Raw genomic sequence first — 25,221 nt, forward strand, 5'->3', positions numbered from 1 at the left:
GTAAGGAATGAACCATGCGTCATCGTAAAAGTGGACGTCACCTGAGCCGTACCAGCTCTCACCGCAAAGCCATGTTTCAGAACATGGCGGTGTCGCTGTTCGAGCACGAGCTGATCAAGACTACCCTGCCGAAAGCCAAGGAACTGCGCCGCGTTGCCGAGCCGCTGATCACCCTGGCCAAGGAAGACAGCGTTGCAAACCGTCGTCTGGCTTTCGACCGTACTCGTTCGAAAGAAATCGTCGGCAAGCTGTTCAACGATCTGGGTAAGCGCTATGCAACCCGTCAGGGCGGCTACCTGCGTATCCTGAAGTGCGGCTTCCGCGCTGGCGACAACGCGCCTATGGCGTACGTCGAGTTGGTTGATCGTCCTGTCGGTGGCTCTGTAGAAGCTGCTGAATAAGACATCAGTTTGAACAAGAAACCGGGCCTAGTGCCCGGTTTTTTGTTATCTGCAATTGGCGATGGCTATCGATTGGAAATAATTAATAAATTTCTATGTATAAGGCTTCTCCACGATACTTCCGCTCAAGCTGATTAGCCGGCTATCCAAGCCTGAGGAAGATATCGCATGAGCCAGAAAACGCTGACCACCGCCAGTGGCGCGCCAGTCGCCGACAACCAGAATTCTCGTTCGGCGGGCCCCCGCGGCCCTTTGCTGCTTGAAGATTTTCACCTGATCGAAAAGCTTGCCCATTTCAACCGCGAGAACATCCCTGAGCGTCGTGTGCACGCCAAGGGCTCGGGTGCCCACGGTACGTTCACCGTCACCCAAGACATCACTCGATACACCAGCGCCAATCTGTTCAACACCATTGGCAAGGAGACGCCGATTTTCATACGCTTCTCCACTGTAGGTGGAGAGCGTGGTTCAGCTGATACCGAACGCGACCCGCGTGGTTTCGCTGTGAAGTTCTACACCGAGGAAGGCAACTGGGACATTGTGGGCAATAACACGCCTGTGTTTTTCATCCGCGATCCGCTGAAATTCCCGGACTTCATCCATACCCAGAAGCGTTTGCCCCAGACCAATCTGAAGAGTCCGCAAATGATGTGGGACTTCTGGTCGCACTCGCCCGAGGCGCTGCATCAGGTCACCATCCTGTTCTCGGATCGGGGCATTCCAGATGGCTATCGTCACATGCATGGCTTCGGCAGCCACACCTACAGCCTGATCAGCTCCAATGGCGAGCGTCACTGGGTGAAGTGGCACTACAAGAGCAAGCAAGGCATCAAGAACCTGACGCCTGAGGATGCTGCGCGCATTGCCGGTACCGATCCGGATTACGCTCAGCGCGACCTGTTCACAGCTATCGAACGAGGGGACTTCCCGAAATGGCAGGTCTGCATCCAGTTGATGACCGAGGCTCAGGCCAACACTCATCATGAGAACCCGTTTGACGTGACCAAAACCTGGTCACAGAAAGAGTACCCGCTGATCGAAGTCGGCGAGCTTGAGCTCAACCGCAACCCGCTGAACTACTTCGCTGAAGTCGAGCAGGCGGCGTTTGGGCCAAGCAATAGGGTGCCAGGTGTTGGCTTGTCGCCAGACCGCATGTTGCAGGGCCGTGTATTCGCCTACGCTGATGCGCATCGCTATCGCGTTGGCACCAATCACCAGCAATTGCCGATCAATGCACCGAAGAACCCCGTATACAGCTACCAACGCGATGGTTCGATGGCGTTTGGCGCCAACGGTGGTGCGACGCCGAACTACGAGCCAAACAGCTACTCCGATGCGCCCAGGCAGGATCCGCGTTACGAAGAACCGGCCTTGGCATTGAGTGGTGCTGCCGATCGCCACGATCATCGCGTCGACGGCGACTACTACAGTCAGGCCGGCAAGCTGTTCAATTTGATGAACGCCGATCAGAAAGCGCTGCTGATCAATAACATTGCTGGTGCAATGGCCGGCGTATCCAGCGATGTGGTGCAGCGTCAGTTGCAGCACTTCTACAAAGCTGACGCGGCTTACGGTGAAGGCATTGCCAATGCGCTGGGCGTGAAACTGGGCTGAGTCGAAGTGAGAAACAGAACCGCCCTCATTTGGGCGGTTTTTCGCTTCTGGATGGCGTTATTTCGACGTTTTTTATCGGATTATTGCGTTTTTCTAAGTGACCTGATGCGGCGCTTGGTTCAAACTATCGCCTTTCAGCAGGAGATCTGGTGCGATGCAAGGCCATCCAGAAGTAATCGATTATCTCAACACATTGCTCACTGGCGAACTGGCGGCTCGTGACCAATATTTCATCCATTCGCGCATGTACGAAGATTGGGGTTTCGCCAAGCTTTACGAGCGCATCAATCATGAAATGGAAGAAGAGGCGCAACACGCCGATGCGCTGATGCGTCGTATCCTGATTCTCGAAGGCACGCCACGCATGCGTCCGGATGACCTGGATATCGGCACCACCGTGCCTGAGATGCTCGCCAGCGATCTTCGTCTCGAGTACAAGGTCCGTGCCGCATTGTGCAAGGGCATTGCGCTCTGCGAGCTGCACAAGGACTACATCAGCCGTGACATCCTTCGTGTCCAGCTGGCTGATACCGAAGAAGACCACACCTATTGGCTGGAACAGCAGATGGGGCTGATCAAGTCCATCGGTTTGCAGAACTACCTGCAGTCGCAATTCTGATTCAGTCATCGTGGTTACTAAAAAGCTCCTGCACATGCGTGACAGGAGCTTTTTTCATTCTGGCCTCAGGCATGAATGGGTTTGGCGTTGACCAAACCCATTACTATGCGCCTATCAAGCCTTGTCGCGGATCAACAGCGGCTTGAGGTAATGCCCGGTGTAAGACTGCTTCATTTCGGCAACCTGTTCCGGCGTGCCTGTGGCAATGATCTGTCCACCTCGCGATCCGCCTTCCGGGCCGAGATCGACCAGCCAGTCCGCTGTCTTGATGACGTCCAGGTTGTGCTCGATCACTACCACCGTGTTGCCGTGGTCGCGCAAGCGATGCAGCACATCGAGCAACTGCTGGATATCCGCGAAGTGCAGACCTGTGGTCGGCTCATCGAGGATGTACAGCGTCTTGCCAGTATCGCGCTTGGAAAGCTCACGGGACAGCTTGACCCGTTGGGCCTCACCGCCTGAAAGCGTCGTGGCCGACTGACCCAGCTTGATGTAGGAAAGCCCCACATCCATCAGCGTCTGCAGCTTACGCGCCAGTGCCGGAACGGCATCGAAGAACTCACGCGCTTCTTCGATGGTCATTTCCAGCACTTCGTGAATGCTCTTGCCCTTATATTTGATCTCGAGCGTCTCACGGTTGTAGCGCTTGCTTTTGCACACGTCGCACGGCACGTAGATGTCCGGCAGGAAGTGCATCTCGACCTTGATCAGACCGTCGCCCTGGCAAGCCTCGCAACGACCGCCCTTGACGTTGAACGAGAAGCGGCCCGGACCATAGCCGCGCGAACGCGACTCTGGCACACCGGCAAACAACTCACGAATTGGCGTGAACAGCCCGGTGTAGGTCGCCGGGTTGGAGCGGGGCGTACGACCGATCGGACTCTGGTCAATGTCCACCACCTTGTCCAGGTGCTGCAGGCCATTGATGCTGTCGTGAGTCGCCGCTTCAAGCGTCGTTGCACCGTTCAGGGCCGTGGCGCTGAGCGGGAACAAGGTGTTGTTGATCAGCGTCGATTTGCCCGAACCCGATACACCCGTTACACAGGTCAACAACCCGATGGGGATTTCCAGGTTCACGTTCTGCAAGTTGTTGCCGCGAGCGCCCTTGAGCGTCAGTGACAACTTCTTGTTACGTGGGGTGCGCTTGGCAGGTACTTCGATTTTCACGCGGCCCGACAGGTATTTACCGGTCAGTGAGTCAGGGTGCGACATCACTTCATCCGGTGTGCCCTCGGCCACGATATGACCGCCATGCACGCCCGCACCCGGGCCGATGTCCACCACGTAATCAGCGAGGCGAATCGCGTCTTCGTCGTGCTCGACCACGATCACCGTGTTGCCAATATCACGCAGATGCTTGAGCGTGCCAAGCAGCCGGTCGTTGTCTCGCTGGTGCAGGCCGATGGACGGTTCGTCGAGGATGTACATCACCCCGACCAGGCCCGCGCCGATCTGGCTGGCCAGACGAATACGCTGCGCCTCACCGCCGGACAGCGTGTCAGCGCTGCGGTCCAGCGTCAGGTAATCCAGACCCACGTTGACCAGGAACTGCAGGCGCTCGCGGATTTCCTTGAGAATCTTGTCGGCGATTTCGCCGCGGCGGCCGGTCAGCTTCAGAGAATCGAAGTAGTCGGTAGCATCACCAATCGGCAGGCTGGTCACCGCAGGCAAGGTCTTTTCGCCCACCCACACATGGCGGGCTTCACGGCGCAAACGAGTGCCGCGGCAGTCAGGACAGGGCTGGGTGCCGAGGAACTTGGCCAGCTCCTCGCGCACGGTCGCCGATTCCGTTTCCCGATAACGACGCTCAAGGTTTGGCACGATGCCTTCGAACGGATGCGCACGTTTGACGATGTCGCCACGATCATTCAGGTAGCGGAAATCGACATTTTGCGAGCCGCTGCCGTTGAGCAGGACCTTCTGCTGATCGGCAGGCAGTTCCTTGAACGGCACTTCCAGACTGAAACCGTAATGCTTGGCCAGCGAGCCGAGCATCTGGAAGTAGTAAACGTTTCGTCTGTCCCAGCCACGTATCGCACCTTCGGCCAGCGTCAGTTCGGCATTGACCAGACGCTTGATATCGAAGAACTGCTTCACGCCCAGACCGTCGCAGGTCGGGCAGGCGCCTGCGGGGTTGTTGAACGAGAACAACTTGGGTTCAAGCTCGCTGATTGCATGACCGCAGATGGGGCAGGCAAAGCGTGCGGAGAAGATTGTCTCTTCACCCGGCTCGTCGTCCATCGGGGCGACCAGCGCAATACCATCGGCCAGTTTCAGCGCGGTCTCGAAAGACTCGGCGAGACGCTGTTGCAGATCGGCACGCACCTTGAAGCGGTCCACGACCACATCGATGGAGTGTTTCTTCTGTTTGTCGAGCTTGGGCAGTTCATCCAGCTCGCACAGCTTGCCGTTGACCCGGGCTCGCACGAAACCCTGTGCGCGCAACTCTTCGAACACCGACAGATGCTCGCCCTTGCGTTCCCGGATGACCGGCGCCAGCAGCATCAGCTTGCTGCCTTCGGGCTGAGCCAGCACCAGATCGACCATCTGGCTGACCGTCTGGGCTTCCAGGGGAATATCATGATCCGGGCAGCGAGGCTGACCGACCCGCGCGTACAGCAAGCGCAGGTAATCGTAGATCTCGGTAATGGTGCCCACGGTCGAGCGTGGGTTGTGGGATGTCGATTTCTGTTCGATGGAGATCGCAGGCGACAGGCCTTCGATGGTGTCGACGTCCGGCTTTTCCATCATCGACAGAAACTGCCGGGCATACGCGGAAAGCGACTCGACGTAACGCCGTTGCCCTTCGGCATAAAGCGTGTCGAACGCCAACGATGATTTGCCAGAACCGGATAATCCGGTGATAACGATCAGCTTGTCGCGTGGAAGAGTCAGGTCAATGTTTTTCAGGTTGTGGGTTCGAGCCCCACGAATCAGGATCTTGTCCAAAATGGCCTCGCACGGCGGGCGTCGAAAACGTAGGAGTATACGGATAAATACTGGATGGATACACACTATCCACCGGCTTTACAGGCAGAGATGAAGACTCTGTCATGTAAACGCGGCAAAGCGTCGCGATATACCCCGTCAATCGATGGGACTGGTAGAATCGCCGCCGGTTCACACGAGGTTTTTCCATGCACGATCCCCACAGCGAACGAATGAGCAGCGGCGAGACCCGTGCCGCAGGTGGTCTTGCGCTGGTTTTCGCGTTTCGCATGCTCGGTATGTTCATGGTGCTGCCAGTCCTGGCCACTTACGGCATGGACCTGGCGGGTGCCAGTCCAGCGCTGATCGGCCTGGCCATTGGCGCATACGGCCTGACCCAGGCGGTGCTGCAGATTCCCTTCGGGATCATCTCCGACCGCATCGGTCGGCGGCCAGTCATTTATCTGGGCCTGATTGTCTTCGCCATCGGCAGTGTCGTGGCGGCCAGCGCCGATTCGATCTGGGGCATCATCGCCGGTCGCATCCTGCAGGGTGCCGGCGCGATTTCCGCTGCGGTCATGGCGCTCTTGTCCGACCTCACTCGCGAACAGCACCGCACCAAGGCGATGGCCATGATCGGCATGACCATTGGTTTGTCGTTTGCCGTCGCAATGGTCGTCGGCCCGGTCATCACTGGTGTGTTCGGTCTGTCCGGGTTGTTCCTGGCAACCGGCGGCATGGCGTTGCTTGGCATTTTGATCGTTGCGTTCGTGGTGCCCAAGGCGAACGGCCCGTTGCTGCATCGCGAGTCCGGCGTCGCCAGGCAGGCACTGGGTCAGACGTTGCGTCATCCGGATCTATTGCGTCTGGATTTGGGTATCTTCGTGTTGCACGCCATGCTCATGTCCAGTTTCGTGGCATTACCGCTGGCGCTGGTCGAAAAGGCCGGTTTGCCCAAGGAACAGCACTGGTGGGTCTACCTGACTGCGCTGCTGATTTCGTTCTTTGCGATGATTCCTTTCATCATTTACGGTGAGAAGAAACGTCAGATGAAGCGCGTGTTGCTCGGCGCCGTGACCCTTCTGATGCTGTGTGAGCTATTCTTCTGGGCATTCGGCGACACGTTGCGGACACTGGTTATCGGGACAGTGGTATTCTTCACGGCGTTTAACCTGCTGGAAGCGTCTTTGCCGTCGCTCATCAGCAAAGTGTCACCGGCTGGCGGAAAAGGAACGGCAATGGGGGTTTATTCCACCAGCCAGTTCCTTGGTTCGGCCGCAGGTGGGATACTGGGCGGCTGGTTGTTCCAGCATGGCGGGCTCGACGTGGTGTTCCTTGGTGGTGCAGCCATGGCCGCCGTCTGGCTTGTGTTTGCGATGACCATGCGTGAACCGCCTTACGTGACCAGCCTACGTCTGCCGTTGTCGCCGCAGGCGCAGCGTGATGCAGGCCTGGCAGAGCGTTTAATGTCCGTAGCAGGCGTGACGGATGCAGTGGTGGTTGCCGAAGAGGGCGCCATCTATATCAAACTGGATACAAAATTATTGGATCGTGCCTCTCTCGAAAAGCTGATCAACCCAGCATCAGAAGCGTGCGAAGCCTAGGAGAACGTTATGGCCCGTGGGGTTAACAAAGTCATATTGGTCGGTACATGCGGCCAGGATCCCGAAGTTCGCTACTTGCCTAACGGTAACGCCGTGACCAACCTGAGTCTGGCAACCAGCGAACAGTGGACAGACAAGCAGACCGGTCAGAAAGTCGAAAAGACCGAGTGGCATCGTGTCTCGATGTTCGGCAAGGTCGCTGAAATTGCCGGCGAATACCTGCGTAAAGGTTCGCAGGTCTACATCGAAGGCAAGCTGCAGACCCGCGAGTGGGAAAAAGACGGCATCAAGCGCTACACCACTGAAATCGTCGTCGACATGCAAGGCACCATGCAGTTGCTGGGTGGCCGTCCACAGGGCGACGCTCAACAAGGTCAGGGCGGTGGCAACTACAACCAGTCCGCACCTCGTCCACAACAATCGCGCCCGCAGCAGTCGGCTCCGCCACAGCAGAACTACAACCAGCCGCCGCAGCAGCGCGAATCCCGCCCTGCACCGCAGCAGCAAGCACCGCAACCGGCTGCTGACTTTGACAGCTTTGATGATGATATTCCGTTCTAGCGCACCACCTCCAAAGCTGAATCAAAAAAGCGAAGCCATCACCTGGCTTCGCTTTTTTTTGAGTCGCAGATCCTTGCCGACCTCTACCTTTTCAAAAACGGTTTCAAGACTGCCCGACCCTGTTCAGCAGCGGCGCGACAGACATGAACGAGCCGCAGATGACAATCACATCCTCGTCGCGGGCCTCGCGGCGTGCTGCTTCCCAGCCTGCTGTGATATCCGGGTAATTACTGGCGTCATCGAGGTGTCTGGAAATGTCTTCAGGCGAGGAGCTTCTTGGCCCGGCGGCGGTGCCGCAGCAGAACCACTTGCTGGCAACAGGCTTGAGTGGGGCGAGAATGCCGTGGATGTCTTTGTCGATCAGTACGCCAATGACGATGAGGACTTTTCCTTTAGGGTGAAAGTCGTTCAGCCGCTCAGCCAGGTAAGTCGCCGCATGAGGGTTGTGGGCGGCGTCCAGGATGACCGTTGGCTTGCCGAGAAAAATCTGAAATCTTCCCGGCAGGTTATCGGTCGAGAGCATTTTTCGTACATCGTCGAGATCGAAATTCAAGCCGCTGGCCCGTAACGCCGCCAATGCCGTGGCCATGTTTGGGATCGGCATGAGGGGGCGTGGAAGACCGGTTATGGTGCCTTGTTTGTCTTTGAAGGACCAGGACTGATCAGCAAGTTGCCAGTCCCAGTCGATACCTCGTTGCAACGGTATCGCATCAATTTGTCTAGCCCAACCAGTTAAACTTTCAGGCGGGGAAAGTTCGCCGATGATTGCATGTCGGTGTGTTCTGAATATACCTGCCTTGATAAGTCCGATGCTTTCCCGGTCTTTACCCAGCCAGGCTTCGTGATCGATCGCTACATTGGTAATGACAGAAAGATCCGCTTCGACAATATTGGTGGCGTCGTCCCGTCCGCCCATGCCAACTTCAATGACCGCGACGTCTACATTTGCCTGCTTCATTATATGAAGCGCTGCCAGCGTATTGAACTCGAATGGCGTTAAGGTGATTTCCTTGCGGGCTTCGTTGATGGCATGAAAGGCTGTCGCGAAGCTGCTTTCATTCGCCTTGTTTCCCTGTATCCGGACGGTCTCCTTGTAGTCGAGGATATGAGGAGAGCTGAATACGCCGACCTTGTATCCTGCGTAAATAAGCGTTTTTTCGATGGCATGGCAGGTCGTGCCCTTGCCGTTGGTGCCGCCTGCCAGGAATGTGAATTTGCCCGGCTTTCGGATATCCAGTCTGTCGGCGACGGCTTCGATTCGCTTGAGACTCATGTCGATGACGTGCGCGTGCAGGCTGTCGATGTAGGAAAGCCACTGTTCCAGGCTTGACGATGCTGTGCAGCTGCTTTTCATCATGTGTCTACTTCCTCTATATCACGACCGTCTCATCGGCCCGGATAGTAGCAATGTTTGACGCCGCCGGTAAGCGCGTAATGGGCGGTGCCTATAGTATTAAGTGTTACATATGAAGCCGCTTGATTAGATGCAGTGATGGCGTAATGCTGTCTTTCTTGAAGTGTGACGGGAGTTTAATTTTTCATGCGCAAACCTGTGATATAAGGCGGCAGTCTGGTTTTGTCCTTATTGACATAATTTATTATGAGCTAGAGGTGTTTAATGGCCATGTCAAGAGCTTCAAAAGCTTTTCTTGTGCTGCTGGTTTCGCTTTACTTGCTGTTAGTGGGTTACAACAATGTAGTCGATTACGAGTCAAATTTTGGCTTCGTGCAGCACGTGTTGTTGATGGACTCCATTTTTCCGGGAAATCCTCTTGCCAGTCGATCAGTGAGTAGCCCGGTACTTCATCATGGCGTCTACTGGGTCATCATTTTGGGAGAATTCACCGCCGGCGCATTATGCTTTTTGGGGGCTTTGAAGCTTTTCTATCACGTTCGCAGCGACAGGGTGTCATTCAGTAGAGCCAAAACACTCGCGGTGGCAGGCTTGACGCTTGGCATTGCCCTTTGGTTTTTTGGATTCATGACGATTGCCGGTGAATGGTTCCTGATGTGGCAGTCCCAGAAGTGGAATGGGCAGCAAGCGGCGTTTCGACTGATCGTATGCATGGGCATTGTCTTGATCTACCTGATGCAGAGCGACATCGACGAGTCCGTTGGATCTATTAAATAGATGTTGGTCGGCATCAAAACTCTTGACGATATAGATTTTGGTCATCATCATAAATTCATCTTCTGAGCTCATGATGCCTTTCAGGCCCCTCAGCGGGCGCCCAAAGCTCAGTCAATAGACCAATACCTCCAGATCACAGGCCTCGACATGACCGACAAAACGCTTTTCGATACCTACCGCCTTGGCAATATCATCCTGTCCAACCGCATCGTCATGGCACCGTTGACCCGCAATCGGGCGGGTGCCGGTCTGGCGCCGACCGAACTCGCGGCGACCTACTACGGCCAACGAGCCTCTGCCGGCCTGCTGATTACCGAAGCGACTCAGGTTTCGCCGCAGGCGCAAGGTTATCAGGACACGCCGGGCATCTATACGCAGGCGCAGATCGAGGCGTGGCGCAAGGTGACGGATGAGGTGCATGCGAAAGGCGGGCGCATTTTCGTGCAGCTGTGGCATGTGGGACGTATTTCCCATGTGGACCTGCAGCCAGATGGCGCCGCGCCCGTTGCCCCGTCGGCCATTCGTGCCGAAACCAAGACGTTCGTGAACAATGGTTTCCATGACGTTTCCGAACCGCGAGCGCTGGAACTGAGCGAGCTGCCAGGTATCGTCAATGACTTCCGTCAGTCGGCCGCGAACGCCATCGCGGCCGGTTTCGATGGCGTGGAAGTTCATGGTGCCAACGGTTACCTGCTGGAGCAGTTCATCAAGGACGGTGCCAATAAGCGTACCGATGCCTACGGAGGCACCGTCGAGAACCGCGCGCGACTGTTGCTGGAAGTGGTCGCCGCAGTCATTGACGAGATTGGTGCCGAGCGTACCGGCGTGCGTATTTCGCCTGCATCGCCTGCCGGTGCAATTACCTGCAGCGATCCTCAGCCGCAGTACAACTACATTGCCGAAGAACTCAGCGCGTTGGGCGTGGTTTACCTGCATGTGGTCGAGGGCGCTACCGGTGGTCCGCGCGATGCGGCGCCTTTCAACTACGACCAATTGCGCAAGCGCTTTCATCAGACGTATCTGGCCAACAATGGCTATGACCTCGAGCTGGCCCATTCGCATCTGGCCAGTGGCAAGGTCGATCTGGTGGCATTCGGCCGTCCTTTTATCAGCAACCCGGACCTGACCGAGCGCCTGAAGACCGGCGCGCCGTTGACGCCTATGAACCCTGCCACGCTGTATGGCGGCGGGGCAGAGGGCTACACCGACTACCCGACGCTGGCTCAGGCCACCGCCTGACCCCTGTCACGCATCCGTCCTTCAGGCGGATGCGTTTTCAGCGTGGCGGATCAGTTTCCAAAGATCATCATCAATTCCTCACTGCCCGCCGCGATGCTCATCGTGCTGGGCAGCTGTTTTCCCTGGATCTTGCACAGTAGCCCCGCCTCGCGGCAGATCACGGCACCCGCAGCGATATCCCACAGACTGGTGAAGCGTTCCAGATAGCCATCGGTCTGACCCAACGCAGCAAAGCCGAGGCCGATGGTGGCGCAGCGATAACCTGCCAGTCCCCAGCCATTGAGACGCAGGTTCAGTTCCAGTTGTCCCAGCGTCTCCGCCGGCCAGTTGGTGTTTTCGCCCACGCCGACGATGCGCAGGTGTTGCGGAGGCTGAGGGCGCACGAACGGTTTGCCGTTCAGCCATATTCCGTTGCAGGACCGGGCCGACAGCGTGTAACCCAATGCGGGGTAAGCGATAACGCCGATCACCGGGTGGCCCGCCTCAAGGTACGCCAGAGAGATGCCCCACAAGGGCGAACCACGCAGGAAGTTTCCGGTGCCATCGATAGGGTCCAGTGTCCAGCCGTCGATAATGACCTCCCCGCCCAGTTCTTCGCCCAGCACCGCTTCATCGGGGAAGTGTTCTTTAAGTCGCGCCCGAATCAGATGCTCCACTTCAAGATCTGCCTGGGACACCAGGTCCTGCGGGCTTTTGGTGGCGATGTCCAGCGCATGGCGATTGTTGAAATGCTCCAGGGCCAGTGCGCTGGCCTGGTCGACGCAACGGACGGCGATGCTCAGCCGGTCTTTCATTACAGATCCTCCTCGTCCGGCCTGTCGAGCAGGTCGGGGTAATCACTGAGAATCGATTGCGCGCCGCGTGCCAGCAGATAGCGCGCGCGGTACGGATTATTGATGGTGGCCACGGCGAATTCGACACCGCTGTCTTGCAGGCGCGTGAGGTGATGCTCGTCGAGCATGTCATTCAACACATGCAGGATCCGGCAGTCGTACTCGGCCAGCAGCGCAACCGGGTCGGCCGGGGCAACCAGTGTGGCAATCGCCAGTGGCACCTCGCGCCACAATTGGCGCGCCCGGACCAGCGAGCGCACGGAAAAGCTCGACACGAACAACTGCCCTCGATCCGCAGGCCACAGCCGCTTGAGGATCGGAATGACGACTTCGGCCGTCTCGACGTCGTCGCCAATGGTAGGTTTCAGCTCGACCTGCAAACCCAGGTTCAGGCGCAAGGCACAAGCCACGACCTCTTCGAAAGTCGGTACTTGCAAACCGGCGAACTCGGGCGAGAACCAACTGCCCGCATCCAGTTCGAGAATGTCATCCAGATCGTGCAAAACCACCGCGCCCTTGCCATTGGTGGTTCTGTCCAGCAGGTCATCGTGGATGACGATGGGCCGTCCGTCCCGGGTCAGTTTCACATCGATCTCGACCCACGCCGCGCCATGCTGCGCGGCGGTTTCGAGGGCGAGCAAGGTATTCTCGGGCACATAAGCCTTGGCACCGCGATGGGCAATCAGGGACGAGCGGACAAGTGGGGAGCGATTGGGCATGTCAGGTATCACTTGCGAGATGGGAGAAGGAAGCCGGCTGGTGGTGTCCGCTTTGCACGTCGAACAGCCGCACCGATTGATCGAGGGCCAGGCGGACCTGAGTGCCGGGCGCCAGCAGATGGCGTCCGGCAAGGCTGACGACGCAACGCGTCCCCGCCAGTTGGCAGTAGAGCAGGCTGTGGCTGCCCAGGTTTTCCGCAGATTCCACAACCGCGCTGACACCGTTCTGGCTCAAGCTGAATGCTTCGGGCCTTACCCCCATGAGCCATCGCCCGAGACTGCCACTGGCGATGTGCAGTTTGAGCGGCAGGCGTTGTCCGTCGGCGAGGGTCAGAACGTTGTCCTGCAGGTTGTACACCGGCACGAGATTCATGGGCGGCGTGCCGATAAACCCCGCGACGAAGGTGCTGGCGGGTCGGTCGTAAATGTCGCCCGGCGTGCCGATCTGCTCGACGCGACCCTGGTTGAGAATCACCACCTGTTCGGCCAGCGTCATGGCTTCGGTCTGGTCATGGGTAACGTACAGAATGGTGGCGCCGGTCTGTTGGTGCAGGCGCCGGATCAGCAGGCGCATTTCATGACGCAGGGCACTGTCGAGGTTGCACAGCGGCTCATCGAACAGCAGAACCGCAGGCTCGCGAATCAACGCCCGCCCGATGGCCACACGCTGGCGCTGGCCGCCGGACAGTTCTGTGGGCTTGCGCTCCAGCAGCGCTTCCAGTCCCAGCGACGCTGCACACTCTTTCACCTGCGCACTGCGCTGCTTGTAGGCCACGCCCGCCATCTTCAGCGGATAGCCGATGTTGTCGGCAACGCTCATGTGCGGGTAGAGCGCGTAATTCTGAAACACCATGGCGCAGCCACGCTCTTTGGGTGGCAGCCGTGTCACGTCACGCTCACCCATCAGAATCCTGCCTTGAGTGACGTCTTCCAGCCCGGCGACCATGCGCAGCAGCGTGGACTTACCGCAGCCCGACGGGCCGAGAATCACGTTCAGTTCACCGGCCTTGAACACCAGATCCAGGTCCTGAAAGAGATGACTTGCGCCGTGGGTCTTGTGCAACCCCTTGAGTGTGATCTGGGGCGCGCGCGGACGCTTGGCCTCGTTAATGGGAAGCAGCGCGGTCATTTACCGACTCCAATCAGGCCTTTGACGAACCATCGCTGCATGAGCGCAATGACGAGGATGGGCGGCAACATGCTGACAACGGCGGCCGTCATCAGCAGATTCCACTCCGGAAGCTGGCTTGCATCGGTAGGCAGAAAGCTCGCAACGCCGAGTACCAGCGTGCGCATGTCTTCGCGATTGGTCGCCACCAGCGGCCACAAGTAGTCTTTCCACGCACCGATGAACACCAGGGTGCCCAAGGCTGCAAAATTGGTTTTCGACAACGGCAGCAGAATATCGATGAAGAACCGCCACGGCCCGGCGCCGTCCATGCGCGCCGCTTCGACGAGTTCTGCGGGCAGCGTCTGGTAGAACTGTCGAAACAGAAAAGTGCCGGTGGCCGAGGCGATCAATGGCAGCGCCAGCCCGGAGTAAGTGTCGAGCAGGTTGACGGTCGGAACCGGTACGCTTTCGATCCCCAGCCAGCTCAGAACGGTACGCAGAGGGCTGAACAGATCGCTCGCCACCGCATAGGTCGGAATGATGCGCACCTCCAGTGGCAGCAGCAGCGCACCCAGCACGGCGAAGAAAATCCAGGTGGTGTAACGGCTGCGAAAGTACACCACCGCAAAGGCTGTCAGCGCCGAGAGCGTGAGCTTGCCGACCACCACCAGGGTCGCGACCAGCAGGCTGTTGCCCAACAGTTGCAGCAAGTCGAGGCGTTGAGTGACTTTCTGCAGGTTCACCAGCAGTTGATCACCCGGCATCACTGCCAGGCCATGCGCCAGCAGCTGCGGGTTGTCTACGGTTGCCGAGCACACCGCAAGATAAAGCGGGCCCAGTGCGAAAATCAGACCCAGGGTCAGCAGCAGGTAGGCGCCGAAGTTCAAGAGCCGCTCAGGTGAGGTCATGTTTTCGCCCCGCGTCCCTTGAGCCGTGACATGAGCCTGAATTGCGCAATGCTCAATAGCACTACGGCTGACATCATCAGCACCGACAGGGTCGAGGATCCGGCCAGATCAAGGCCTCGGAAACCGTCGCTGTAAATTTTGTACGCCAGCACCTGAGTCGCATCGCCTGGGCCGCCTTGGGTCAGGGTGTCGATCAGGCCGAAACTGTTGGAAAGGCTTTCGAGCAGGTCGATGATGCAGATGAACATCACATAGGGCGCAATCAGCGGCAGTTGCATGTCGAGCATGCGTCGCCACGGGCCTGCGCCATCCAGCGCGGCGGCCGCCAGGTATTCGTCGGGGACCGATTTCAGGCTCGCCACCAGCATGACGAAGTTGAACGGCACCAGACACCATGCGTACGCCACGATCAATAGCAGCATGCCTTGCAACGGGTCGGCGTAGGGTGCCCATGTGCCTGGCATCAGTTGGTTGAGCCAGGCCAGAATGCCCACCACTGGATTGGCCAGCACGTGAAACACAATGCCGATGGTGGCGCCCGACACCGCATAGGGCCAGATCAGCAGATTGCGAAACAACGCCTTGCCACGCAGCTTCAACTCCAGGCACAGCGCCAGCCCAAGAGCGACAAGCATCGACAGCACGACGCTCGACACGCTGAAGATCAAGGTCGTGCCGAGGGAGGCGAGCACGCCCGGATCCCTTAACACACGCCAATAGTTGTTCAGACCCACGAACAGTTCGCTGCCGCCGAACGGCAATACCAAGTGAAACGACCACCAGATCGCCTGAAGCGCAGGCCAGTAGAAAAACAGGGCCAGCGCCATCAGTTGCGGCAGCGCGAACAGCAGCGCCATGCGTGGCTGAGGGAAATAGCCGGCGCTTTTCATCGCAGGTCCTCGCCCTGTTCAACCCTTGCCAGCGGCGGGTGCATGTTCTGAAACAGGCTGAGCAATTCGTCGCCACGCATGGCCGTCTGGCTCAAGGCCCGTTCGATGCTCTGCCGGCCTGCCAGCGCGTTGCCGGTTTCCTGGGTCCAGATCATCCGCATCAACGTGATGAAGCCACAGCGCAGAGGCGCGCTCGGCTGACCATGACTGTCATCGAGTGAGGACAGACCGACCTTGATCGCTGGCGCTGCATGCTCATCGGCCTGGACCGTTGTGGCAGTGGACTGAGTAACCGGCAAGTAGCCTGTGCGAGCGCTGAACACCTTTTGATTGTCCGGCCGCAGCGCGAACGCCAGAAATGCCGAGACGACCTGATACTCCTGCTCCGGATGCCCGCGCATGACCCACAGAGACGAACCGCCCGGCACGTTGGCGCGTCGAGTGGTTCCGGGATAGATCGGCAGCGCCGTCACATCGATGTCAGCTCTGAGCGTGCTGTACACGGTGTTCCACGAGCCGGTCGAGTCCATCAGCATCGCGCATTCATCGCTGGCAAACGCCAGTGCCTGCTGACCGCTGCGGGTCGACGCCTCATGGCGCACCAGACCTTCGTGCACCCACTGCGCCAGGTCCTTCATCAGGTGCAGATGCGTTCCTTGAGCGAGTCGATAACGTTCGACGCCGTCGGACTTGACCGTGATTTCCGAACCCTGGGCCGCGCTGGTCTGTTCCAGCCAGATCCAGGGCGAGAAGTCAGTGGCCATCGGGCACGCGTGCTGGCTGTTCTTCAAAGCGCGCAGCGTTTCGGAAAACTCGGTCCAGGTGGCGGGGGGCTTGTTGATACCGGCTGCGGCCAAAGCGTCTCGATGGGTGTAGAGCACCGCCGTCGAGGCCGCAAAGGGCTGCGCCGCCAGTACGCCCTGTTCATTGGAGTAATAACGCTTGAACGTGGGCACGAAGGTGTCTGGCGAATACGGCCTGTGCCGCTCGGCCATTAATGTTTCGACTGGCAGCGTGGCGTTGCCCAGCAGCATGTCTGGCGTGGCGACGTCATAGATCTCGACCAGTGCCGGGCTTTTGCCTGCGCGGTAAGCGGCAACGGTTTTCTGCAGAGTCTGTTCGTAGGAGCCCTGACGGATACAGTGCAAGCGGTCAGCCTGTGCCCGGTCGACGTTGAACTGCCTGCACAGGTCGGCAATCGCCGACCCCGTCGTGCCGCCATGGCTGTACCAGAATTCGGTGGCACAGGCGTGCCCGGTGACGAAAATCAGCGTCAGCAGGCCTGGGATGTGACGAATCCAAAACATGAGCGCACCCCGCGAGAACTGGATGCTATGTAATACAGCTAATGTGTAGTAATTGTTACCCGGAGCCGCATTATTAAATTTTCATGATTTGAAGTGCCGATTTTGCGGCAGGCGATACACTGCTCTACACACGGACTGTTTTAATCCCTCTTGTGACTTGCGAACTCATGCCTCTCGACTTCGATACGCCGTCTTTTGTTTCCCATCCGCTGAGCCTCAATGAACGCAAGTTGCTGGACATCCTTCGTCGTCGGGGCTCGATCACGCGAGCCACGGTTTCGATGGAAATGGACCTGGCGCAGCAGTCGGTGCACCGGCTGATCGAGGAGTTGATCGGTCGCGGACTGCTGCGCAGCGGCGAACGGGTGAAAAACGGACGGGGTCAGCCCAGCCCCCGTATCGAACTGGTCAACGAGGCGGTCTATGCCATCGGTGTGTCGATCAACACCGACTCCGCTGTGGTCTGCGTCGCCGATCTTGGCTGCAATGTGCTGGAGCAAGTGACGTTGCGCACGCCGCCGCTGAGCCGTAGCAGCACACTGGATGCCCTGCACAAAACCATCGAGCGCATGTTGCAGCGCAATCACATCCAGCCCGAGCGCGTGATCGGCATGGGGTTCGCCATCGCCGGGTTCTTTCTTCAGGATCGTCAGATCAATGCGCCAGAACCCCTGCGTGACTGGTCGCTGATGGATTTGCAGCCAGTGCTGGAGGCACGCTTCGGCATGCCGGTCTGGCTGGAAAACAACGCCACCACCGCAGCCATTGGGGAAAGCCTGGTAGGCGTGGGCGCCTGGGCGAGCAACTTCATTTACCTGTCGTTCAATTTCGGGTTTGGCGCAGGCGTGGTCATCAATGGCAAACCGTACTTTGGCAGCCACGGCAACGCAGGCGAGATCACGTTGTACAACGACCAGGAAGCGGCCGATCGACCGGCGCTTCGCTACCTGATCGATGAACTGCATCAGCATGGCGTGCAGGTCGACTCCATCGAAGACCTGCGCATACGCTTCGATCCCGACTGGCCGGGCGTCGACACCTGGCTGGCGCGGACCCAGCCGACCCTGGACCGGCTGGTCAACGCGTTGGCCGGGCTGTTCGATCCGCAGGCCGTGGTGTTCGGCGGACAACTGCCCGTGGCGCTGGGGCGACGTCTGATTGCCGCGACGAGTTTCTGGGGCACCCATCGCTATCAGGCACCGCCGCCGCGTCCGCAGTTGCTGCTCAGTGAAACCAATGGCGATGCCGCGGCCATCGGTGCGGCGCTGGTGCCGCTCAAAGAACGTTTCTTCGTCTGAGTGCCGACCGGCTCAGAGCTTGACCCCCAGCGTCACGAACGCACTGCGCGGTGTGCCGACCTGCAGAATCTGCAGATTACCCAGCGGATCGCTAGCGGCGCTGGCATCGGTGTTGAGCGTGGAGATATAGCGCTTGTCGAGCAGGTTGACCATGTTCAACGACACGGTCGTGTCCTTCACCGCACCCAGCTTGCCGAAGTCATAACCCAGGTTGGCGTTCGCCATCCAGTAGCCGCCGACGCTTGAGTCATTGGTGTAGGTGTAATAGCGCTTGCCGAGGTAGTTGCCTTGCAGCCCGGCGTTCCAGTGCTGCCAGTTCCAGTCCAGGTTGCTGGAGTACATCAGCTTCGGCGTGTCGACGACGGTCTTGCCTTTGACCGCTACCGTGTTGCCGCCGCTGACATAGTCGTCATCGTAGGTGCTGTGGTTGTAAGACAGCGAGTTGGACCAGCGCCAGTGCTCGTCGGGCGTCAGACCGAACGACAATTCCAGGCCCCGGCTCGTGACCGAACCGACGTTGGCCACACCGTTCTGGCAGATCACGATGCCAGTGCAATTGGTGATGGCCACCAGACGGTTATCGAACCTTGTGCTGTAGACCGCCGCCGAGGCCGAGTACAGCGGGGTGCTGCGCCGCACGCCCAGCTCAACCGTTTTGGACGTTTCCGGTTTGAGGTCCCTGAAGCCGTTCTGGGCATCGACTGCAGCCTGCGTCGTGAAGAACGGACTGTAACCACCGCTCGGAAACGCCGCCATGTTCTCCGAATACGAACTGAAGACTTCGTCTTCATCGTCCAGCTTGTAGGTCGCGCCGATCTGCGGCAGGAATCGGTCCCGCGCTTCCAGTGAGCCACTGGCGTAACCACCTCCTTTGCCCTTGGCGGTGGACGTGGTCACGGTATTTTTCGCGCCGAACTCGAGCTTCAAGCGATCGTCGAGCAGGGTGTAGGTGTCGCGCAGATAAAACTGTCGCGTCAGGTCGTTGTAGTCCTGATCCAGCACCGTGGCCGCCAGCGGCAGGCCATTGGTCTTGACGATGTGGTTTTGCGGCGTGGCATTGGTGGTGTCGAACAGATAGCGGGCGATGTCGTTCTTGTTCGACTGAATCCAGAACCCGCCCTGAATTTCATGCTGACCCAGGTAATAGGTGAGCGAGGTCTGGAAACCTGTGCGGTCAATGCCGTACACGGTGCTGCGGATTGAGTTGCCGGGTACGGTCGTCGTGCCGCTGGTGAAGATGAACGGGTAGTACGAGTTGCCCCGGCCCGAGTCGTGGTGGTGATAGACCGTGGCGTCCAGCACAAGATCATCGCTCAGGGAGAAGTTGCCGTTGAGGATGTCCAGTTCGTCATCGCGCAGGCTGCTGGCGTTGTAGGTGGCGTCGGCCGCGCTGGTCACGCCACCGGTATAGATGCCGTTGGCGGCGTTGACCGCTCGGGTCCAGTCCGGCGTGTAGTAGCTCCAGTCGTAACCCAGACGCTGAATGATGCTCTTCGAAAGCGATGGCAGGTTGGCCTCGTCGTGCGAAGACGTGCTGTGGAAGAAGCTGATCCGGTTGTCGCCGAAGTTGTAATTGACCTTGGCATTCACGGCGTCGGATTGCTGGGGATTGTTGTGGCCTTTCCAGGCATCGGCATCGTATTTCTCGCCCGAGACATACGCGGACAGGCCATTGTATTCACCGGTGTCGACGCGGATGAATTCACGCCGCGTGTCGTAGCTGCCCAAGGTTTGCGACAGTCTCGCGCCGAACGCCTTGTCCGGGTCGGCGGTGGTGAACTGGATGGTGCCGCCCAGATCACTGTTCGAGGCAGTGCCCAGCGAGCCGATGCCTGGCGCCACTTCGCTGGCCTTGATGTTCTCGGCAATGATCGCCCGGGTGATGCTCAGGCCGTTGAAGTTGCCGAAGCTCATGTTGCCAAGTGTGACGCCATCCAGTGTGTAGCCCAGGTGATGCATGTCAAAGCCGCGCAGGCTGATGCGCTGGCTGCCTTCTTCACGCCCAAGCGGGTCGCCGGACTGAAAGTTGACGCCGGGCAGACGCTGCAACACTTTCAGCGGGCTGGTGCCGGCCGAGTAAGCCTCGACATCCTTCTGCGTAACACGCTGTACCTGGCGCGTTTCACCCTGTCCGATGACCGATACCGTGCCCAGCGTCGTCGCGGCCTCGTCGGCCGACATTGCAGGTGTCTCTTCGGCCTGACTTGGTGGACTGAACAGGCACGCTGAGTTCAGCGAGATCAGCAGCGCCAGACGAGTGACCGGGAAGCTGCGGGAGCGCGCTATCGAACAATTGTTCATGACAGTTTTCCTGAGCATCAAGCGTTGAGGCGCTGGGTGGAGCAGGTTCCGCATGGGGATGAACACGGCTTGCCAGCGAAAAAAGAACGGCCCCGGCGCGTGATGGCAGGGGCCGTTCGACTGGCAGCGATATTAATACTCTCGATGTGTATTAATTATGACCGTAGGCGTTGCGCCTCGACCTTTCTGTTCATGCGGAGATTGTCATAGCCTGACCCAGGCAGTGATCTGGGTCGGCCCCAGGATTTGTGCGCTCTTGGCCACGGCCTCGGCTTTCAGTCGGTCTTCGAATGTGTTCAGGTCCACCGAGTCGGCGGTAACCCGTCCGATGCTGATCAGGTGTGGATACACGGATTTCAATGTTTCCGCGGCCCAGTGATAAAAGAATGAGTGCTCTCCGCCGCCAATGTGTCGCTGGCAGAAGAGTTCTGGGTGCGGCAGACCGGCGGCTGCAAAGTGCTTGATCATGTTCACCGGCGAGTCCCGACTGGTGTCGTCCGTATTGAACGCCGCGACGATCAGATGGCCCATATCGATGAGCATGGGGATGGGCGGATAGGATTCCATCGGCGGACCCGACATCAAAACCTCATGAAGCGCTAGCCTGCCGCCCGGCTTGATGTGGCTGGCCGCCTGACGCAGGAAGGAAACCGGGTCGTGCTGATGGATCATCACGTAGCGTCCCACCACGCAGTCAAAAGGCGACGTGTGCTGGAAGTCTCCGATGTCACACACCTCAAACCTGACGTTTTTCAGGCCCGCTTCCGAGGCGCGAAAGGTTGCCAGCTCGATGGCTTCCGGACTGCGATCAATGCCTGTGACACTGCCCTTGGGGCCGACGATTCTGGCCGCCAGCATCGCGACATCGCCTGCACCGCTGCCGAGATCCAGAACATGCATGCCTTGCGCAAGGCCGCTGTCCAGCAGCAACCGGGTGGTGATGGGTGACAGAATGCTTGCCTGGAATTTCAGGCGCTCCAGTTCTGCTGACGAATGACCCAACAGATAGTCGTTCATGCGAGGAACCTCCGGCTGGTAAAAAAACACGGGTCTGATTCACTGCCTGCGCTGCCGCAGCTCGCCTTGTTTTAGCACCAACCGCTGAGCCCCTTGATTAAGAAAACGCCATGTGGCCGACACTCGTTGATTCATGTCGGCGACGTATAGGGTTCAACGTGATCGAGATAGAGCGGCGGCTGCATGGCGCCTGCCATTTCAGTTGATCAACGATGCCGGTCCGATTCCTGGCGCGCAGGGTGTGCGCCGACTAGTGTTGTCGGGGCTGTTTCTTTGCATGGAGACGCATCATGAAAGACAAACGAGTCCTCATCACGGCGGCGGGGCAGGGCATTGGACTGGCCAGCGCCAAGGCGTTCGCGAATGCAGGCGCCAAGGTCATCGCAACGGATATCGACCTGCATAATCTGCAAGGTATCGAAGGGCTGGAAGCGCTGAAACTGGACGTGAGGTCGGCGCAGGAAATCCGGCTCGCCAGTGAACGCATCGGCCCGGTGGACGTGCTGTTCAACTGCGCGGGCTATGTGCACGCCGGGACCCTTCTGGAATGCGACGAGGCTGCATGGCAGCGCTCCATGGATATCAACGTCACTGCCATGTACCGCATGATTCAGGCGTTTCTGCCCGGCATGCTTGCCGGAGGCGGCGGTTCGATCATCAACATGTCTTCCGTGGCTTCAAGCATCAAAGGTGTGCCCAACCGCTTTGCCTACAGCGCGACCAAGGCGGCTGTCATCGGGCTGACCAAGTCGGTCGCTGCAGATTTCATTGGGCAGGGCATACGGTGCAATGCTATTTGTCCGGGCACTGTGGATTCCCCCTCGCTGCGGATGCGCATCGCGGCCCAGGCCGAACAACAGGGCGTGTCCGAAGCGCAGGTTTATCAGCAGTTCGTTGCCCGTCAGCCAATGGGTCGCCTCGGCAGCGTCGAAGAGATCGCGCAACTGGTCCTCTATCTGGGCTCTGATGCGTCCTCGTACACCTCGGGCGCGGTGCACGTCATTGATGGCGGCATGAGTGTCTGAACCCCGTTTTGCATGTTCGACAGATAACAGGAGAACTTGATGAAACTGCTACGTTACGGAGACAAAGGCGCGGAGAAACCCGGCCTGCTTGACGCCGACAACCAGATTCGTGACCTGTCCGGCCATGTCAAAGACATTGCGGGCGAGGTGCTGACGCCGGCCGGTCTCGCCGCTCTTGCAACGATCAATCCGGTGAGCCTGCCATTGGTGACAGGTCAGCCACGCATCGGCGCCTGCGTCGGGCAGGTGGGGAAATTCATCTGCATCGGTCTGAATTATGCCGACCATGCGGCCGAGTCCAACATGGAAGTGCACAAGGAGCCGGTGATCTTCAACAAGTGGACCAGCGCCATCTGCGGGCCGAATGACAACGTCGAAATTCCCCGAGGTTCGGTCAAGACCGATTGGGAGGTGGAGTTGGGCGTGGTGATCGGCAAGGGCGGGCGTTACATCGACGAAGCCAATGCCATGGAGCACGTGGCCGGTTATTGCGTGATCAACGATGTGTCCGAGCGCGAATGGCAATTGGAACGCGGCGGCACTTGGGACAAGGGCAAGGGCTTCGATACGTTTGGGCCGCTTGGTCCTTGGCTAGTGACCCGTGACGAGGTTTCCGATCCTCACTCACTGGACCTGTGGCTGGAAGTCGACGGTCATCGTTATCAGAACGGCAACACCCGAACCCTGGTGTTCACCGTGCCACAATTGATCGCCTACCTGAGCCGCTGCATGAGCCTGCAACCGGGCGATGTCATCTCCACCGGCACACCGCTGGGCGTAGGCCTGGGTGTGAAACCCGAGCCGGTTTTCCTGCGCGCCGGCCAGCGCATTCGTCTGGGGATCACTGGCCTGGGCGAGCAGAATCAACTGACCGTGCAGGCCGACTGATTGCGGCCGGGGCGCTATTCGCGGACAAGCCCGCTCCCGCGGGTAGAGCCGTGATATGTGGGAGCCAACTCGTCCGCGAAAGGGCCGTCCGGCTGGTGAAGTATCAGCGGCTGAACTGCAGCCTTCGCGGACAAGTCCGCTCCCGCGGGTAGAGCTGTGATATGTGGGAGCCAACTCGTCCGCGAAAGGGCCGTGCGGCTGGTGAGACATCAGCGACTGAATTGCAGCCTTCGCGGACAAGTCCGTTCCCACGGTTCTTGTTTCTGTCAGGCAGTGCGGTGTCAGAGGTGTATGGACATCAGCCAGCCAAAAACGCCAGCAGGTCTTCATTGAGCTGCGGCCCGTGGGTGACCGCAAAGCCATGCGGCGCGCCTGGGTAGACCTTCAGTTCGGCACTTTCGATCATCTGCGCCGCCAGCTTGCCGGTCGCTTCGAATGGCACGATCTGGTCGCCGTCGCCGTGAATGACCAGCGTCGGCACGTCGATTTTTGCCATGTCGGGACGGAAGTCGGTTTCCGAGAATGCAGTCACGCAGTCAACGGTGCCCTTGAGCGACGCCAGCAGCGCCATGTTCAGCGTTTGAGTCAGCACGCCTTCAGAAACCGTCTGGCCTTGATTGGTGCCATAGAAGGGCGTGGCGAAGTCGGCGATGAATTGCGCACGGTCTTTCAGAAGCCCCGCCTTGATGCCATCGAACACGGATTTTTCGACGCCCTGCAGGTGGTCGTCGCTTTTGATGAAGTACGGAGTGACTGCGCCCAGTAGCGCGAGTTTGGCCACGCGCTCGGTGCCGTGACGGGCGATGTAGCGGGTCACATCGCCGCCGCCCATGGAAAAGCCCACCAGCGTTACGTCGCGTAGATCCAGGTGTTCGATCAGCGCGGCGATGTCATCGGCGAAGGTGTCGTAGTCATAACCGGTCCACGGCTGGCTTGAGCGGCCAAAACCACGACGGTCGAAGGCGATGGTGCGATAGCCGCGGCTGCTCAAGTATTCCATCTGGTATTCCCACATGTCCGCGTCCAGCGGCCAGCCGTGGCTGAAGAGGACCGGCTTGCCCGTTCCCCAGTCCTTGAAATAGATCTCGGTGCCATCTTGCGTCGTAAAAGTGCTCATGCAGGTTCCTCTGATAGGGGGTGATCGGACAGGCGCAGCCGTTCAGGCATGCCACAGCAGTATTGACCTGAGCCACGCGCAGTAATTGCGTCTATGTGCTCTTCTGATGCGCCGGGTGAACTCGGCACACCCAGACAATTTCCGCCCATCGACTCACCGCATAATTACGCCAACGCCCCGCCTGCCCGAGAGATCCTAGACCATGTTGCCGAGCCCATCGCACCTTCAGTCCGACGTTGCATCGAAACGTGTTCAGACCCTTTCGGGCTGGGGGCTGCTGTTCATGCGGGTCAGCGTTTCGCTGTTGTTACTGCACGTGCACGGCCTGCCGAAACTGATGCATTGGAGCGAAGAGGTGCAGCGCATCGAGGATCCGTTCGGTCTGGGTGGCACGCTGACGCTGGCACTGGCGGTGTTCGCCGAAGTGATCTGTCCGGTGCTGCTGATACTGGGCATCTGGTCGCGGCTGGCCTGTTTGCCGGTTCTGGCTGTGTTGGCCGTGGCGGTGCTGTTCATTCATCCTGAATGGTCGGTGGAGCAGGGGCAGTTCGCCTGGCTGTTGATCATTCTGTTCCTGGGGCTGGCGCTGACCGGTCCGGGACCGTTGGTCATCGCCCGTGCATTCCGTGGTTGAGCGGCACACTGCCATCTGACACATCAGCTCATCTATTTCACCCTGCAAAACCGAACTTGCCACGCAAACGGGAATC

22 protein-coding genes are annotated in these 25,221 nt (G+C 58.9%); 11 read left to right on the forward strand and 11 right to left on the reverse strand.

What is annotated here, in order from left to right:
* Nucleotides 1–14: 14 nt before the first annotated feature.
* From rplQ to bfr, 3 genes are all read left to right on the forward strand, one after another.
* On the forward strand, nucleotides 15–401 hold the full coding sequence (rplQ, locus tag BZK31_RS08715) for a 50S ribosomal protein L17 (protein WP_002555463.1): 387 nt from the start codon (nucleotides 15–17) through the stop codon (nucleotides 399–401).
* Nucleotides 402–569: 168 nt separating this feature from the next.
* The gene (locus tag BZK31_RS08720) at nucleotides 570–2,015 is read left to right on the forward strand and encodes a catalase (protein ID WP_083182305.1); all 1,446 of its coding nucleotides are present in this window, start codon (nucleotides 570–572) and stop codon (nucleotides 2,013–2,015) included.
* A gap of 154 nt (nucleotides 2,016–2,169) precedes the next feature.
* Nucleotides 2,170–2,634 carry a bacterioferritin gene (bfr, locus tag BZK31_RS08725; protein WP_083182306.1) on the forward strand — a complete coding sequence of 155 codons (465 nt, stop codon included), beginning with the start codon at nucleotides 2,170–2,172 and terminating at the stop codon, nucleotides 2,632–2,634.
* 114 nt (nucleotides 2,635–2,748) lie between these two features.
* Here bfr and uvrA read toward each other — a convergent pair whose 3' ends face one another.
* Entirely contained in the window at nucleotides 2,749–5,583 is a 2,835-nt protein-coding gene (uvrA, locus tag BZK31_RS08730; RefSeq protein WP_083182307.1) for an excinuclease ABC subunit UvrA, read from the reverse strand.
* 188 nt (nucleotides 5,584–5,771) lie between these two features.
* Between uvrA and BZK31_RS08735 the strand changes: the two genes are divergently transcribed.
* Nucleotides 5,772–7,166: an MFS transporter gene (locus BZK31_RS08735; RefSeq protein WP_083182308.1), complete on the forward strand. Its 1,395-nt coding sequence runs from the start codon at nucleotides 5,772–5,774 to the stop codon at nucleotides 7,164–7,166.
* Between the two features lie 9 nt (nucleotides 7,167–7,175).
* Complete coding sequence (locus tag BZK31_RS08740; RefSeq protein WP_083182309.1) at nucleotides 7,176–7,727, forward strand: single-stranded DNA-binding protein; 552 nt, start codon at nucleotides 7,176–7,178, stop codon at nucleotides 7,725–7,727.
* 103 nt (nucleotides 7,728–7,830) lie between these two features.
* Here BZK31_RS08740 and folC read toward each other — a convergent pair whose 3' ends face one another.
* Nucleotides 7,831–9,084: a bifunctional tetrahydrofolate synthase/dihydrofolate synthase gene (gene folC, locus BZK31_RS08745; RefSeq protein WP_083182310.1), complete on the reverse strand. Its 1,254-nt coding sequence runs from the start codon at nucleotides 9,082–9,084 to the stop codon at nucleotides 7,831–7,833.
* 261 nt (nucleotides 9,085–9,345) lie between these two features.
* Here folC and BZK31_RS08750 point away from each other — a divergent pair, with 261 nt between their 5' ends.
* Nucleotides 9,346–9,858 (forward strand): DUF2165 family protein, encoded by a 513-nt coding sequence (locus BZK31_RS08750; RefSeq protein WP_083182311.1) that lies wholly within the window; start codon nucleotides 9,346–9,348, stop codon nucleotides 9,856–9,858.
* A 147-nt stretch (nucleotides 9,859–10,005) separates the two neighbouring features.
* Nucleotides 10,006–11,097 (forward strand): alkene reductase, encoded by a 1,092-nt coding sequence (locus BZK31_RS08755; RefSeq protein WP_083182312.1) that lies wholly within the window; start codon nucleotides 10,006–10,008, stop codon nucleotides 11,095–11,097.
* Nucleotides 11,098–11,147: 50 nt separating this feature from the next.
* On the opposite strand, the gene BZK31_RS08760 is transcribed toward BZK31_RS08755, so the two are convergent.
* Genes BZK31_RS08760 through BZK31_RS08785 form a run of 6 tightly spaced genes read right to left on the reverse strand, consistent with a single transcriptional unit; the run spans nucleotide 11,148 to nucleotide 16,865 of the window.
* Entirely contained in the window at nucleotides 11,148–11,891 is a 744-nt protein-coding gene (locus BZK31_RS08760) for an inositol monophosphatase family protein (RefSeq protein ID WP_083182313.1), read from the reverse strand.
* Nucleotides 11,891–12,649 carry a glycerophosphoryl diester phosphodiesterase gene (locus BZK31_RS08765; protein WP_083182314.1) on the reverse strand — a complete coding sequence of 253 codons (759 nt, stop codon included), beginning with the start codon at nucleotides 12,647–12,649 and terminating at the stop codon, nucleotides 11,891–11,893. The genes BZK31_RS08760 and BZK31_RS08765 overlap by 1 nt, the downstream gene beginning before the upstream one ends.
* 1 nt (nucleotide 12,650) lies before the next feature.
* Complete coding sequence (locus BZK31_RS08770) at nucleotides 12,651–13,778, reverse strand: ABC transporter ATP-binding protein (protein WP_083182315.1); 1,128 nt, start codon at nucleotides 13,776–13,778, stop codon at nucleotides 12,651–12,653.
* A complete protein-coding gene (locus BZK31_RS08775; RefSeq protein ID WP_083182316.1) occupies nucleotides 13,775–14,668 on the reverse strand; it encodes an ABC transporter permease subunit in 894 nt (297 codons plus the stop codon). Before BZK31_RS08775 ends, BZK31_RS08770 begins: the two co-directional genes overlap by 4 nt.
* Nucleotides 14,665–15,558: a carbohydrate ABC transporter permease gene (locus BZK31_RS08780; RefSeq protein WP_083182317.1), complete on the reverse strand. Its 894-nt coding sequence runs from the start codon at nucleotides 15,556–15,558 to the stop codon at nucleotides 14,665–14,667. Before BZK31_RS08780 ends, BZK31_RS08775 begins: the two co-directional genes overlap by 4 nt.
* Nucleotides 15,555–16,865: an extracellular solute-binding protein gene (locus BZK31_RS08785; protein WP_083182318.1), complete on the reverse strand. Its 1,311-nt coding sequence runs from the start codon at nucleotides 16,863–16,865 to the stop codon at nucleotides 15,555–15,557. Before BZK31_RS08785 ends, BZK31_RS08780 begins: the two co-directional genes overlap by 4 nt.
* Nucleotides 16,866–17,032: 167 nt before the next feature.
* On the opposite strand from BZK31_RS08785, the gene BZK31_RS08790 reads away from it, so the two are divergent.
* Nucleotides 17,033–18,163, forward strand: coding sequence for an ROK family transcriptional regulator (locus BZK31_RS08790; RefSeq protein WP_083182319.1), 1,131 nt, complete (start codon nucleotides 17,033–17,035; stop codon nucleotides 18,161–18,163).
* A 12-nt stretch (nucleotides 18,164–18,175) separates the two neighbouring features.
* On the opposite strand, the gene BZK31_RS08795 is transcribed toward BZK31_RS08790, so the two are convergent.
* The gene (locus BZK31_RS08795; protein WP_083182320.1) at nucleotides 18,176–20,464 is read right to left on the reverse strand and encodes a TonB-dependent receptor; all 2,289 of its coding nucleotides are present in this window, start codon (nucleotides 20,462–20,464) and stop codon (nucleotides 18,176–18,178) included.
* 204 nt (nucleotides 20,465–20,668) lie between these two features.
* On the reverse strand, nucleotides 20,669–21,481 hold the full coding sequence (locus BZK31_RS08800) for a class I SAM-dependent methyltransferase (RefSeq protein WP_083182321.1): 813 nt from the start codon (nucleotides 21,479–21,481) through the stop codon (nucleotides 20,669–20,671).
* 290 nt (nucleotides 21,482–21,771) lie between these two features.
* Here BZK31_RS08800 and BZK31_RS08805 point away from each other — a divergent pair, with 290 nt between their 5' ends.
* Both BZK31_RS08805 and BZK31_RS08810 read left to right on the forward strand, forming a co-directional pair.
* Nucleotides 21,772–22,506: an SDR family oxidoreductase gene (locus BZK31_RS08805; RefSeq protein WP_083182322.1), complete on the forward strand. Its 735-nt coding sequence runs from the start codon at nucleotides 21,772–21,774 to the stop codon at nucleotides 22,504–22,506.
* 39 nt (nucleotides 22,507–22,545) lie between these two features.
* The gene (locus BZK31_RS08810; protein WP_083182323.1) at nucleotides 22,546–23,394 is read left to right on the forward strand and encodes an ureidoglycolate lyase; all 849 of its coding nucleotides are present in this window, start codon (nucleotides 22,546–22,548) and stop codon (nucleotides 23,392–23,394) included.
* A gap of 298 nt (nucleotides 23,395–23,692) precedes the next feature.
* Here the strand turns inward: BZK31_RS08810 and BZK31_RS08815 are convergent, their stop codons facing one another.
* Nucleotides 23,693–24,511 (reverse strand): alpha/beta fold hydrolase, encoded by an 819-nt coding sequence (locus tag BZK31_RS08815; protein WP_083182324.1) that lies wholly within the window; start codon nucleotides 24,509–24,511, stop codon nucleotides 23,693–23,695.
* Nucleotides 24,512–24,794: 283 nt separating this feature from the next.
* Here BZK31_RS08815 and BZK31_RS08820 point away from each other — a divergent pair, with 283 nt between their 5' ends.
* A complete protein-coding gene (locus BZK31_RS08820) occupies nucleotides 24,795–25,145 on the forward strand; it encodes a DoxX family protein (protein WP_244182654.1) in 351 nt (116 codons plus the stop codon).
* Nucleotides 25,146–25,221 lie beyond the last annotated feature (76 nt).

Source organism: Pseudomonas floridensis (assembly GCF_002087235.1).
GTDB classification, from domain to species: Bacteria; Pseudomonadota; Gammaproteobacteria; order Pseudomonadales; family Pseudomonadaceae; genus Aquipseudomonas; species Aquipseudomonas floridensis.

Excerpts from the sequence above, each read along its gene's own strand:
- rplQ (WP_002555463.1), top strand. The coding sequence starts at position 15 with ATGCGTCATCGTAAAAGTGGACGTCACCTGAGCCGTACCAGCTCTCAC.
- BZK31_RS08720 (WP_083182305.1), top strand. The coding sequence starts at position 570 with ATGAGCCAGAAAACGCTGACCACCGCCAGTGGCGCGCCAGTCGCCGAC.
- bfr (WP_083182306.1), top strand. The coding sequence starts at position 2,170 with ATGCAAGGCCATCCAGAAGTAATCGATTATCTCAACACATTGCTCACT.
- BZK31_RS08735 (WP_083182308.1), top strand. The coding sequence starts at position 5,772 with ATGCACGATCCCCACAGCGAACGAATGAGCAGCGGCGAGACCCGTGCC.
- BZK31_RS08740 (WP_083182309.1), top strand. The coding sequence starts at position 7,176 with ATGGCCCGTGGGGTTAACAAAGTCATATTGGTCGGTACATGCGGCCAG.
- folC (WP_083182310.1), bottom strand. The coding sequence starts at position 9,084 with ATGATGAAAAGCAGCTGCACAGCATCGTCAAGCCTGGAACAGTGGCTT.
- BZK31_RS08750 (WP_083182311.1), top strand. The coding sequence starts at position 9,346 with ATGGCCATGTCAAGAGCTTCAAAAGCTTTTCTTGTGCTGCTGGTTTCG.
- BZK31_RS08755 (WP_083182312.1), top strand. The coding sequence starts at position 10,006 with ATGACCGACAAAACGCTTTTCGATACCTACCGCCTTGGCAATATCATC.
- BZK31_RS08760 (WP_083182313.1), bottom strand. The coding sequence starts at position 11,891 with ATGAAAGACCGGCTGAGCATCGCCGTCCGTTGCGTCGACCAGGCCAGC.
- BZK31_RS08765 (WP_083182314.1), bottom strand. The coding sequence starts at position 12,649 with ATGCCCAATCGCTCCCCACTTGTCCGCTCGTCCCTGATTGCCCATCGC.
- BZK31_RS08770 (WP_083182315.1), bottom strand. The coding sequence starts at position 13,778 with ATGACCGCGCTGCTTCCCATTAACGAGGCCAAGCGTCCGCGCGCGCCC.
- BZK31_RS08775 (WP_083182316.1), bottom strand. The coding sequence starts at position 14,668 with ATGACCTCACCTGAGCGGCTCTTGAACTTCGGCGCCTACCTGCTGCTG.
- BZK31_RS08780 (WP_083182317.1), bottom strand. The coding sequence starts at position 15,558 with ATGAAAAGCGCCGGCTATTTCCCTCAGCCACGCATGGCGCTGCTGTTC.
- BZK31_RS08785 (WP_083182318.1), bottom strand. The coding sequence starts at position 16,865 with ATGTTTTGGATTCGTCACATCCCAGGCCTGCTGACGCTGATTTTCGTC.
- BZK31_RS08790 (WP_083182319.1), top strand. The coding sequence starts at position 17,033 with ATGCCTCTCGACTTCGATACGCCGTCTTTTGTTTCCCATCCGCTGAGC.
- BZK31_RS08795 (WP_083182320.1), bottom strand. The coding sequence starts at position 20,464 with ATGAACAATTGTTCGATAGCGCGCTCCCGCAGCTTCCCGGTCACTCGT.
- BZK31_RS08800 (WP_083182321.1), bottom strand. The coding sequence starts at position 21,481 with ATGAACGACTATCTGTTGGGTCATTCGTCAGCAGAACTGGAGCGCCTG.
- BZK31_RS08805 (WP_083182322.1), top strand. The coding sequence starts at position 21,772 with ATGAAAGACAAACGAGTCCTCATCACGGCGGCGGGGCAGGGCATTGGA.
- BZK31_RS08810 (WP_083182323.1), top strand. The coding sequence starts at position 22,546 with ATGAAACTGCTACGTTACGGAGACAAAGGCGCGGAGAAACCCGGCCTG.
- BZK31_RS08815 (WP_083182324.1), bottom strand. The coding sequence starts at position 24,511 with ATGAGCACTTTTACGACGCAAGATGGCACCGAGATCTATTTCAAGGAC.
- BZK31_RS08820 (WP_244182654.1), top strand. The coding sequence starts at position 24,795 with ATGCGGGTCAGCGTTTCGCTGTTGTTACTGCACGTGCACGGCCTGCCG.